This window comes from Oleiharenicola sp. Vm1 (assembly GCF_047777955.1).
Lineage (GTDB): Bacteria > Verrucomicrobiota > Verrucomicrobiia > Opitutales > Opitutaceae > Didemnitutus.
On record NZ_CP180537.1, the window covers coordinates 2,280,896 to 2,292,764 of the forward strand.

Consider the following 11,869-nt stretch of genomic DNA (forward strand, 5'->3'; position numbering starts at 1 on the left):
CGGAACATACCCCATGGCACACTTCACACGTCGGGAATTCGTGCGCCGCACCATGCTTGGTGCCGCCGCGCTGCAGCTGGCGGCGCAACTCAAGGCTGAGGAAAAAACGCGCCCGCGCCGGCGGGACCGTCGCGTCCGCTGCCGCCGGGCGCCGCGCCGGTGCGCTGGCTCGAAGGCGAGCCCGGAGGCCATTTCCCGGGCGGCACTTGGGGCGTGGCCTGGCCGCGCGGGACGCATCCCGCGGGGACGACGTTCGCACTGCGCGCCGAGGCCGGCGAGAGCGTCCCGCTGCAGAGCTGGCCGCTGGCAATCTGGCCGGACGGTTCGCTGAAATGGACCGCGCACGCGATGGCGCCGGGCAAGGTGGCGCCCGGCTATGAGATTTCCGCCGGCACGCCGGCGGCGCCGACGACGCCGCTGCGGGTGACGCAGGACGCGGATGCGGTGACGGTGGACACCGGCGTGATGGTCTGCCGTCTCGGCGCCCGGGGCGATCGCCTGATCGAGAGCATCGCGCGCGGCGGGGTGGAGGTGACCCGGAACGGGCGCCTCGTCTGCCTCCGCGAGGATCGCAGCGATCCGGAGCATCCTCGCCTCGAGGATTTTCGCGGCACCGTGGCGAAGGTCACGGTCGAGCAGGCCGGTCCGGTGCGCGCCGTCGTGAAGATCGAGGGCCGGCACACCCACGCCGGAGCGTCTGCGCGTGCGTGGCTCCCGTTCGTCGTGCGGCTGTATTTCTACGCCGGTGGCGACTCGATCCGGCTGCTGCACACGATCGTTCATGACGGCGACGAGAACCAGGATTTCATCCGCGGCCTCGGGGTGCGTTTCGAGGTGCCGATGCGCGGGGAGCTGCACGATCGGCATGTGCGTTTCTCCGGACAGGGCGACGGTCTCTTCGCCGAGGCGGTGCGCGGGATCACGGGATTGCGGCGCGATCCCGGCCGCGAGGTGCGCGAGGCGCAGCTGGCCGGGGCGGCGACGCCGCCGCTGGGCACGTGGCGCGCGCCGGTGCCGGAACTGCTCAAATACGTCCCGGCCTACGCGGACTGGACCCTGTTCCAGTCAAGCTGCGACGGCTTCGAGATCCGCAAGCGCACGAAGGCCGGCCGCACCTGGCTGACGCCGGCGCGCGGGCAGCGCGCCGGTGGCCTGGCCTACGTCGGCACGCCCGGCGGCGGCCTCGCGCTCGGCCTGCGGAATTTCTGGCAGAGTTATCCGGCCCAGCTCGACGTCCGCGGCGCGACCGGCGATGCGGCGGAGCTGACCGCGTGGCTGTGGGCGCCGGACGCCGCGGCGATGGACCTGCGCGGCTACCACGACGGGATGGGGCAGGACACCTACGAGAAGCAGCTCAAGGGCCTCGAGATCACCTACGAGGATTACGAGCCCGGATTCGACAAGCCCGAGGGCGTGGCGCGCACGAGCGAGCTTTTCCTCTTTCCCGCCGCGGCCACGCCGACGCGCGAGCAGCTGGTGCAGTTTGCCGCGGTCGTGCGCACGCCGCCGCAGCTGGCGACGACCCCGGAGCACCTGCACCGCTGTGCGGTGTTCGGTGATCTCTGGGCGCCGGTGGACCGGTCGCATCCCGGCCAGGAACAGGTCGAACAACGCCTCGACTGGCTCTTCCGCTTCTACGAACAGCAGCGCGAGGAGCGGCGCTGGTATGGTTTCTGGAATTATGGCGACGTGATGCACACCTACGACGCCGACCGCCACGAGTGGCGCTACGATGTGGGCGGCTTCGCCTGGGACAATTCCGAGCTCTCGACGGATCTCTGGCTTTGGTTCTACTTCCTGCGCACGGGACGCGCCGACGTGTTCCGTTTCGCCGAGGCGATGACGCGGCACACCGGCGAGGTCGACGTGCACCACCTCGGGCGGTTCGCGCCGCTCGGTTCCCGGCACAACGTGCTGCACTGGGGCTGCAGTGCGAAGCAGCTGCGCATCAGCACGGCGCTCAACCGGCGCTTCTACTACTATCTCACGGGCGACGAGCGCGTCGGGGACCTGATGCGCGAGCAGATCGAGGCGGCCCGCGCGCTCGCGACCATCCAGGCAAACCGCAAGGTCGCCAAGGAGCGCGTCACGGCGCCGGATCCGCACGCCACCGAGGTCTATGCGGGTTTCGGCACCGATTGGGGCTCGCTCGCCGGCGCCTGGCTCAGCGAGTGGGAGCGGACGGGCGACGCGAAAATGCGCGCGCGGCTCGTCGCGAGCATGCGCACGATCGCGGCGCAGCCGCAGGGGTTCTTCACCGGCGGGGCGCGGATGGAGCTGGCCACCGGCGCGTTCGCGCCGTCGCCGTTCAAGAAGCCCAACGTGTCCCACCTCTCGGCCGTCTTCGGGCTCGTCGAGGTTTGCGCCGAGCTGGTGCAGCTTTTGCCGGAAGTGCCGGAGTTCAAGCAGGCCTGGCTCGATTACTGCCGCCTCTACAATGCTCCGAAGGAGGAGCAGGCGGCACGCTTCGGCGCCCCGCTCTCGGGCATCGGCTTGGAGCAGGGACATTCGCGGTTGACGGCCTATGCGGCCCGCCAAACCGGGGACGCTGCGCTCGCGGCCCGCGCCTGGAATGAGTTCCTCAATCCGCCGGGCTACGGGCGCGGGCGTCCGCGCCCGAAGAACCAGGCCGTGCATGTCGCGGGGCCCGCCGTGCTGCGGCCGATCGACGAGGCGCCGGGCGTCTCGACGAACGACACTGCGCAGTGGGGGCTGGCCGCGATGCAGTGCCTCGCGCTGGTGGGCGACCGCCTGCCGCGCGGCTGAGCGCGGACGTTCTTACCGCGCCGTCTCGCGCCGCGGCGCGCCGAAATCCGGCGTGCCGTCCGCGCGCCAGGCGATGGCCTGCACGCGCGCGTGGCGGTTCGGATCCTTCAGCGGATCGCCGGGGATGTTCCGATAGCTGCGCGCATGATAGACGAGCACGTCGGTGCCGTCCGGCGCGGTGGTGAAGCTGTTGTGGCCCGGCCCGTAGATGCCGTTGGCCTCCCTGGTCGCGAAGACCGGCGCGGGCGACTTGGTCCACGATCTCGGGTCGAGCAGGTCGGCGTTGGCGTCGGCGGTGAGCAACCCGAGGCAATATTCCGCGCCGGTGCCGGCGGCGGAGTAGGTGAGGAACACCCGGTCGTGGCGCACGAGCACCGCCGGGCCCTCGTTGACCCAGTAGCGGACCTGCTCCCACGGCAGTTCCGGGCGCGACAGCCGCACCGCGGGACCGGCGAGGCGCGTCGGCGAGGCCAGCGGGGCGATGTAGAGGTTGGTGTTGCCCTGGATCACCGGATCCTTCTGCGCCCAGACGAGGTAGCGCCGGCCGCGGTGCGCGAACGTGGTGGCGTCGAGGGCGAAGGATTCCCAGCCGGTGTCGAGCTGACCGCGCTCGATCCACTCGCCGTCGAGCGGGTTGGCGGCGGAGTTCTCGAGCACGTAGATGCGGATGTTCCAGACCTTCTCGGCGGCGCCAGCGGCGAAGTAGACGAACCACTTGCCGTCGATGAAGTGGAGTTCCGGCGCCCAGATGTGCGCCCCCATCGGTCCGGTGGCGTGCCGGCGCCAGATCACCTTCTCCTCGGCCGCCGGCAGCTCGGCGAGGAGCGCGCGCGACGCAGGACGAGCCGGTCGTATTCCGGCACCGTGCCCATGAAGTAATACCAGCCGTCGGTGTGGCGGAAGATGTGCGGGTCCGCGCGCTGGCGGATGAGCGGGTTGGGCAGGTCAAGCGACGCCGGCGCGGGCGACGCAGCCGGCGCCATGAGCACGCCCGTGGCGGCCAGGACGAGGAGCGGGAGAAAGCGCGCGAGCAAGCTCATGGCTGGGGCAGCGGCGCGGAGGGCGTCAGGGGCTGGCGGGGCGCGGCGCGGAAGGAAGCTCGTCCGCCGGGGCCAGATCGCGGTCGAGCGCCGCGCCGTCGAAGGGGATAACGATGACCTTGTTGCCGTGACGATCGCCGCCCTTCTCCTGGTCCTTCGGCACGTCGAGCACGGCAAGCGTGACGGCCACGACGTGGCCGTTCTCCAGCACGACGCCGGGGCGCTCGAGCTTTTCCCAGCGATTGATGGTGCCGTCGGTGTAGCGGACGAAGTCGACGCGCGGATCGTAGGCGACGCCGCGCAGGGTCCAGCCGGTGATCCCGTCGCGTGAGGTGAGATGGAACGCGCGGCGCTGGCTCCAGCTGTTGACGATGAGGTGATACCGTCCGCCGCTGAACCACACGCAGGGATCCTCGAGGTCGCGCTGCTCGAGCCCGGCGATCGTCGGATAGATGCTCGGCCCTTGCGCGACATAGGGGCCGAGGATGCCGGTCTTGCTGATCAGGATCTGACCCGAGCGTGGCACGATCATGAAGTCGCCGTCGGGGCGGACCATCACGCTGTAGTTGGAGGCGCGTTTGCGGACGTCGCCGTGCGTGACGATGCTGCCGAGGTGCGTCCACGGGCCGTCGGGGGATGCGGAGACAAAGACGTCGCCCGGGCGCGTTTCGCTGACCACGACCGCGTAGCGCCCATCGGGCAGGCGGAGTGCGGTGACGTTGTGCCCCTTGCCGCCTTGGTTGTCGGGCCACATCGGGCCGCGGTCGACGTAGGGTCCGAGTAGGTGATCGCTGACCCCGCTCACGGCGATGGAGTCCTTCCAGCCATTGTGGCCGCGCGCCTCGTCCCAGCGGCTGGCGAAGAGCCGGTATTTGCCGTCGTCGCCGCGCAGGATCTGGCCGTCCCAATAGCAGAAACGGTTCGCGATGTCTTCGAGGCCGTTGCTTGTGTCGCGCGGCAGCACTCCCGGCGCGCCCCACGTGTCCGCCGTCAGCGGCGCGCGTGCCGGGATCGGCAGGAAGTAGTCGATGAAGGATTTCGGCGCAGGTCCGGTTGAGGCGCTGGCGGCCGGGGATTGCGCGCAAGCGGCAAGCGCGGCGAGTGCGAACAACGGGCGGGAAACGAGGGTGGGGAAATGCATGGCGGGGCAGGAGTGAGGACGTTGGCGAATCAGCTCACGCTAGTTGCGCCGGATCGGCGACCGTTTCGAGCGGCAAGGAGGCGGACCGTTTGAGGGCATGGCGGTTTTGAGCGCGGGGGCGTTCGCGGATCAAAGCGCTGCCTTGAACACGAGCGCGGCGTCGTGGGCAGGTCTCGCGTCCAGCGGCTGGATGACGAGCTGGTCGGCGGACTGCGTCCAGCGCACCGGAGCGTCGCTGCCGAGCGCGGTGAGCCGGACGATGCGCGGGCCGCCGGCGCTGCCGAAGGCGGCGAGGCGCAGCGGCTCCGTCGGCACGCCGAGCACGATGATGTAGAGCGTGCGGCCGACCTTGCCCATCGTGTAGCGGACGTCGGCGGCGGTGAACGGCTTGCCCTTGCCCTCGTTGAAGCCCTGCGCGGTGAGGGCCGCGCCTTCGCTCGCCGGGCCTTCACCGAAGATTTTCCATGGGCGCGTGGCGTGGATGGCTTCGCCATTCACCGCCATCCAGGCGGCGATGTCCTCGAGGATGGCGGTCTCCTTGTCGTCGATCGATCCGTCGCCGCGCACCGGGACGCTGAGGAGCAGGTTGCCGTTCTTGCTCACGATGTCGGCGAGCAGGTGGATGACGGTGCGGGCGGACTTGTAGCCGTTGCGGTCGTAGATCGCGCGGTCGTAGTGCCAGCTGCCGAGGCAGGTATCGGTCTGCCACGGGAACGGCAGGATGGCCGCCGGGACGCCGCGTTCGATGTCCCAGGTGATGGCGCGGCGTTGTTCCTCGTCGAGGATCTTGCCGAAGAGCACGGCCTCCAGGCGGCCATCATGACGCGTCTGGTTGGAATTGTAGAAATGCGCGGCGATCTTCAGGCCGGCGTCGGAGACGGGCCAGAGCGGCAGCGCGGTGTCGTCGAAGTAGAGCAGATCGGGTTGATAGCGGTTAATCAGGTCGAGCGTGCGGCGGTAGAATCGTTCGCAGTAAGCCTGGTCGGGCGTGGTTGCGCCGTGGTCCCAGTTCCACCGGCGGTGGATCGAGTTCAGCTGGTCGAAGTCCGGACTCGGCGCGTGGCGCTGCTCGTAGAGGTCCTGCGGGTCGAGCCCGTCCCACCACTGGCCCTTGCCGTCGCGGGCGGTGAGTTTGCCGTCGTAAGGCGCGCCGGCGAACGGGCCGCCGCGATCGGCGCCCTGCGCGACTTCATACCAGCTCCACGCGTGGGCGGCGTGGACGCTGACGCCGAAGCGCAACCCGTGCTTGCGCGCGGCGGCCGCCCAGCCGGCGATGAGATCCTTGTGCGGACCGACGCGCACCGCGTTCCACGGTTGGTAGCGCGAGTCCCAGAGGTCGAAATTGTCGTGATGGTTGGCGAGAGCGAAAAAATATTTCGCCCCGGCGCGCTGGTAGAGCGCGAGGAGCTGGTCGGGGTTCCAGTTCTCCGCCTTCCAGCGATGAATGACGTCCTTGAAGCCGAACTGCGACGGGTGGCCGTAGTGGATGCGATGCCACTTCCCTTGCTTGTGATCCTCGGCGTAAAGCTGGCGGGCATACCAATCGCCCTGCTCGGGTTCGCATTGCGGCCCCCAGTGCGCCCAGATGCCGAACTTGGCATCGCGAAACCACTCCGGCACGCGGTAGTGCGCCAGCGATGCCCAGGTCGGGGCAAATCGTCCCGGGGCCATCGGCTCGATTTGCGTATCGACGATGACGGCTGGGGTGAGATGCGAGGGAATGGAATCCGCCGGTGAGAGCGTCGCGGCAGCGAGCGCGACCAGCAGGAACGGAGGTAGTCGTGATCGGTTCATCGGTGCTTGGCACCGAGTTCAACGAAGGCCGGCGCGTCGCGGTCGCAGGAAAGGAGGCCGTCCCTTTCGTGTAATTCGACGACCTGGATCGAGCTGCGACGCAGCGCGAGCGAGTCCTTGTCCTCGGGCTTGATGGTCCCGGCGCGGCCGGGATGGGTGAAGTAGAAGAGGAAGGCGCGGTCGCCGTTGACGACCACGCAGGGATGCCCGCCGTTCACGCCGTCGTCGCGGCCGCGGCCCGGTTGCGCGAGGAGATTTTCCGCCTGCGCGGTCCAGTGTTCGAAGTCGTCCGAGCGATAGACGCCGAGCCCGCGCCAGAGGTCGACGAGCATCCAGTGGCGTCCGCGCCAGGAGAAGACGAAGGGCCCCTCGCCGGGACGCTCGCCCACGCCGGTGCACTTGCCGCGGTCGGTCCAGGTGAAGAGGTCCGGGCTGTCGGCGTAGTAGATCGATTTGCGGTCGCGCTCGTTGTTATACCAGAGGCGCCACGTGCCGTCGGGCAGGCGGTGCACGCCGGCGTCGATGACGCGGTCGGAGGCGAGGGCGAGGGTGGAGCGATAGCGCCAGTGGAGGAGATCCGTGCTCGTGAGGTGCACGATGCGGCGCGGATGCTGCCAGTCCTCGAAGATGCCGGGCACGACGGTGAGGAACAGGTGATGGGTGCCGTCGGGCGCGGTGACGATTTCGGGCGCCCAGTGGGTGGTGGTCTCGGGTGGGCCGCCGACGCCGGCGGGCAGCTCGATGGCGGCGGTGCCGACATATGACCAGGTCGTGCCGTCGTCGCGCGACTCGGCGATGCCGATGCGCGTGCCGTGCACCCAGGCGACGCCGGAGAGGCCGGGGACGTTGGCGCGGCGGTTGGTGTAGAACATCCACCACGTCCGCGTGTGCGGGTTCCAGACGACGACCGGATCGGCGGCACCGTCGCAGATCGGATCGCGGAAGAGGGGCTGGGGCGCCCGCTGGGGCTCGGTGCGCGCGAAGACGGGCGAGTCGGAGGCGAGCGCAAGCAAGATGAGTGCGGCGAACAGAAGTCGCTTCATGGTTTCACGGGTGTGAGAATGATTCGGTCAAGCACGACGCCGTCGTCGACGCCCCGGACGGTGAGTTGGTGGGCACCGGCACCGGCGAGGCGGATGCGCGTGGTGAGCGGGCGGTAGCCGTTCAGGACGCCTTGTGCCCACTCCGGGCCACCGTCGCCTACGGGCAGGGCGAGCGTTTGCGGCGCGGCGTCATCGAGGGAAAAGGCGAGGCGGAGCGAAGCGCCGCGGAGTGGATGGGTGGGGAGAAGTTCGAAGGTGAGATCGCAGTCCCCCATCGGTGCATCGAATTCGTAGCGATAGCTCTCTCCGGTCCTGAGCGGCAAGGCTGCGCCGTAGCGGCCGAGACCGAAGATCAGTGGAGTGTCACGTGACGCCTCGTTGGCGAAGGATACCGGCAAACTAATTTCGCCGCCCGGCCGATTCCAAATGGGTATGGGCTGCTGCGAAGGCTGCCAGGGTGCGATACGCATGGATTTCCACTCTGCATCGGCGGGTTCAAGGCGCATGAAACCGCGCCATTTCCCGTGCGCGATGTCGTTGCTGAAGCGCACGGTCAGCGCGCGGAGTTCCGTGTCGGCGTCGCGGGCGGCGTCGAGATGGATGCCTTGCTCTCCGAGAATGTAGCGGCGATTCGCCAAGGCGGAGCCCTTCACGGGATATCCGACCAACTCGAAGAACGCGTCCTTGCGGTCGGGCGCAATGTCGGGCGCTAAAGCGTCTGCATCCGCTCGGAGGTCATCGAAGGCAGAACGGCGCGCTTCCAAATCGCTCCAGCTCCAGTCGCTGTGGCGCGGCGGCTGTCCCGGCAGCCACCATTGGAGGTGTTCCGGTTTCCGGGCGAAGTTGAGCGTGTAGTAACGGTCGAGAATCGAGGCGATGCGATCGGCATGCGCCTCGCCGAACTCGCGCGCGGCGAACTCGCGGAGGAATCTCGGCTGCGCATCGGAGCCCCACGGTTTCACGTCCCAGGCGAGACGCAGGAAAAACTCGGTGCCGATCTCGGCGGGTTTCAAGTCGCCGACGTTGGCGATCCAGACGCGGTCGGCGCCGTGGGCGTAGGACTTGGTCATCTCCTCCCAGATCAGCGCCGGCGGCGTCGTGCAGAGCCAGAGATAGGCGAGCGGGCGGCCGAGATAGGAGAGGTGGTAGTAGACGCCGAACCCGCCCGAGCGCCGGCGCTCCTCGGGCGAGGCGAAGTTGCGCACGTAACCGAAATTGTCGTCGGGCCAGACGATGGTGACGTCGTCGGGCACGCGCAGACCGCCGCGGTAGAGGTCGAGGACTTCCTTGTAGGCGCAGAAAATTTGGGGAATGGACAGGGTGGGGTTGTTCGCGGCGGGGTCGGGAGACCCCGCCCTACATGGCGCGACGTGTGCGGCGAGCAGGGCGCGCTGGTCGGCGAAAACCTGCTCGAGGACGGCGATGCGCTCGGCGTCGGTCTTGGCGCCCTGGATGGCGCTGTCGTGGACGCCGCGCATGCCGATGGTCCAGAGATTCTCGTAGCGGCCGTTGGTGCGGACGCGCTCCTCCCAGTAGGCGCGGACGCCGGCGCGGTTGGTCACGTAGTTGTAGTCGGCCGCGCGGTCATGCGGCCACTCGCCGACGTTGTTGCGGAGCAGCGGCTCGGCGTGCGAGGAGCCCATGACGATCGCGTAGTCGTCGGCGAGCGCGGCGTTGCGCGGGTCGGCGTTGAACGGCTTCGTGCACGCGTGCATCGCGGGCCAGAGGGTGTTGGCCTTCAGCCGCAGCAGCAGCTCGAAGACGCGCGCGTAGGTCTTCGGGCCGATGCCGCCGTTTTCCGGCTCGAAGGTCGTGGCGGCCCACGGCTGCAGGCCCCAGTCCTCGTCGTTGAGGAAAATCCCGCGATACTTCACGGACGGCGGGCCGAAGCGGCGCGTGCCGTCCGCGATGAGCAGCTCGCTTTTCCTCTCGGGCGTCGCATCCGCCCACCAATGCCAGGGCGACACGCCGATCTGCTGCGAGAGCTCGTAGACGCCGAACGCCGTGCCGCGCCGGTCGCTGCCGACGATCACGAGCGTGGGCGCGGGCACCGCAGGCGGAGCGAGTGTGGCGATGAGGAAGGATTCCCAGGCGCCGCGGAGATCGCCGATCGCGAGGGCGCCGGAGGCGACGAGCGCGTCGATCTCGGGTGCGCGGCCGAGTGTGCCGATGAGGACGCGGGGAGCGGCGGGAGGAGGGCGGTTGGGGGCAACCGTCCCTCCCACGGAGGGCGTCACGCCGGTGACGGTGGCGATGTCGTGCGCAAGGTCCTGCGCGGCGATCTGCACGACTTTCGCATCGCCGGGCGCGACGACGAGCGAGGCGGCGCGCCCGGCGCGCACGAGTGGGAAGTCGGCCGCGCACAGGGCAGCCGCTCCGGCGAACATGCCGAGCGCGGCGAGCAGAGCGCGAAGGCGACGGGGTGTCACGGGAGCGGGCGGCGAGGTGCCGGGCCGGCGCGCACCTCAGAGTTCGAGCACGACGACGGATTTCGCCGGCAGGGCGACGGTGAGCTCGCCGTTCTCGAGCTGGGCGCCGGTGAACGGGGCGGGCTTCACGGCGTCGGGGGCGGCGAAGGTGTTGTGCGCGTCCATCGTCGCGGCGGTGAGGATGCGGCCGGTGACGGACTTCGGCTCGACGCCGGCGAGCGCGCACGCGACGGTGACGGCGTGGTGCGGGTCGGTGTTGACGAGCGAGAGATGGACCTTGCCGGCGGCGTCGCGCGAGGCGGAGGCGCTGACGGCGGCGATCTTCTCGTCGCCGAAGGAGTAGTCGGGCGAGAGCAGGTCGACGCGCAGCGAGGTGGCGTCCTGGTGGACCTTGAACATCTCGAAGGCGTGGTAGGTCGGCGTGAGGATCATCTTGTCACCCTCGGTGAGGATGGCCGCCTGGAGGACGTTCACCATCTGGGCGATGTTGGCCATGGTGACGCGGTCGGCGTGGCGATGGAAGATGTGGAAGTTCAGCGCGGCGACGATCGCGTCGCGCAGCGTGTTTTGCTGGACGAGGAAGCCGTCCTTGCTGCCCGGCGTCTTGTCATACCAGGTGCCCCATTCGTCGACCACGAGCGCGACCTTCTTCTCCGGGTCGTATTTGTCCATGATCGCGGTGTGTTTGGTGATCAGCTCCTCCATGCGGAGGGTGTTGCGCAGGGTGGAGAACCACTCCGCCTCGGGAAAGTCCGTCGCGGCGCCCTTCTTTTTCCAGTCGCCGGTGGGGAGCGTGTAGTTGTGCAGGGCGAGGCCGTTCATGTTCTTGGCGGCCTTCTGCATGAGCACCTCGGTCCAGTTGTAGTTCGAGCCGTCGGGGCCGCAGGCGACGCGGTAGAGGCGCGTGCTGGTGTAGTTTTTGACGAAGGTGTTATAGCGGCGGAAATTGTCGGCATAGAACTCCGGCGTCATGCTGCCGCCGCAGCCCCAGCTCTCGTTGCCGATGGCGAGATACTTGACCTTCCAGGGTTCCTGCCGGCCATGGGCGCGGCGCAGGTTGGCCATCGGCGAGTTGGCGGGGGAGGTCATGTATTCGACCCATTCCATCGCCTCCTGCACGGTGCCGCTGCCGACGTTGAGGCAGACGTAGGGTTCGATGCCGAGCATCTCGCAGAGGTCGAGGAATTCGTGCGTGCCGAAATGGTTGTTCTCCACCACGCCGCCCCAGTGGGAGTTGAACATCGAGGGGCGCGACTCGCGCGGGCCGATGCCGTCCTTCCAGTGATACTCGTCGGCGAAGCAGCCGCCCGGCCAGCGGAGGATCGGCACGTGGAGCGTCTTCAGGGCCGCGAGCACGTCGTTGCGGTAGCCCTTCGTGTTCGGGATGGGCGAATCCGGTCCGACCCAGATGCCCTCGTAGATGCAGTGGCCGAGGTGCTCGGCGAAATGGCCGTAGATGTTCCGGTTGATGATCGGGCCGGGCTGGTCGGCGCGGAGCGTGAGCGTGGCGTCGGCAGCGCGCGCGACGGAAAGCACGGTCGCCACAGCGAGCGCCGCGAACACGAGCAGGGGGCGGGGTGTCATGGGGCAAGGCAGCCGGAGAACGCCGCCGCCGACAACGCCGCCGCCGCTTGACCGTTCGATTCGGCCCGGGGC

6 protein-coding genes and 1 pseudogene are annotated in these 11,869 nt (G+C 68.9%); 1 reads left to right on the forward strand and 6 read right to left on the reverse strand.

The features are described from left to right. Positions 1-213 precede the first annotated feature (213 nt). On the forward strand, positions 214-2,766 hold the full coding sequence (locus ACMYLB_RS11240; protein WP_415911006.1) for a Tat pathway signal sequence domain protein: 2,553 nt from the start codon (positions 214-216) through the stop codon (positions 2,764-2,766). Positions 2,767-2,778: 12 nt separating this feature from the next. On the opposite strand, the pseudogene ACMYLB_RS11245 reads toward ACMYLB_RS11240, so the two are convergent. The 6 genes and pseudogenes from ACMYLB_RS11245 to ACMYLB_RS11270 form a co-directional block, all read right to left on the reverse strand. Beyond that, positions 2,779-3,749, reverse strand: a pseudogene (locus ACMYLB_RS11245) (family 43 glycosylhydrolase). 82 nt (positions 3,750-3,831) lie between these two features. Next, positions 3,832-4,947, reverse strand: coding sequence for a glycoside hydrolase family protein (locus tag ACMYLB_RS11250; protein WP_415911007.1), 1,116 nt, complete (start codon positions 4,945-4,947; stop codon positions 3,832-3,834). A 129-nt stretch (positions 4,948-5,076) separates the two neighbouring features. Continuing rightward, positions 5,077-6,741, reverse strand: coding sequence for an alpha-L-fucosidase (locus tag ACMYLB_RS11255; protein WP_415911008.1), 1,665 nt, complete (start codon positions 6,739-6,741; stop codon positions 5,077-5,079). Then, positions 6,738-7,784, reverse strand: a complete 1,047-nt coding sequence (locus tag ACMYLB_RS11260; protein WP_415911009.1) for a glycosyl hydrolase — start codon at positions 7,782-7,784, stop codon at positions 6,738-6,740. Before ACMYLB_RS11260 ends, ACMYLB_RS11255 begins: the two co-directional genes overlap by 4 nt. Further along, positions 7,781-10,213, reverse strand: coding sequence for a glycosyl hydrolase 115 family protein (locus ACMYLB_RS11265; RefSeq protein ID WP_415911010.1), 2,433 nt, complete (start codon positions 10,211-10,213; stop codon positions 7,781-7,783). Before ACMYLB_RS11265 ends, ACMYLB_RS11260 begins: the two co-directional genes overlap by 4 nt. Before the next feature lie 36 nt (positions 10,214-10,249). Further along, a complete protein-coding gene (locus ACMYLB_RS11270; RefSeq protein WP_415911011.1) occupies positions 10,250-11,797 on the reverse strand; it encodes an alpha-N-arabinofuranosidase in 1,548 nt (515 codons plus the stop codon). Between the last annotated feature and the right edge of the window lie 72 nt (positions 11,798-11,869).

What these genes read in the sequence shown, in the direction of transcription:
- ACMYLB_RS11250 (WP_415911007.1), bottom strand. Translation starts at nt 4,947, where the DNA reads ATGCATTTCCCCACCCTCGTTTCCCGCCCGTTGTTCGCACTCGCCGCG.
- ACMYLB_RS11255 (WP_415911008.1), bottom strand. Translation starts at nt 6,741, where the DNA reads ATGAACCGATCACGACTACCTCCGTTCCTGCTGGTCGCGCTCGCTGCC.
- ACMYLB_RS11260 (WP_415911009.1), bottom strand. Translation starts at nt 7,784, where the DNA reads ATGAAGCGACTTCTGTTCGCCGCACTCATCTTGCTTGCGCTCGCCTCC.
- ACMYLB_RS11270 (WP_415911011.1), bottom strand. Translation starts at nt 11,797, where the DNA reads ATGACACCCCGCCCCCTGCTCGTGTTCGCGGCGCTCGCTGTGGCGACC.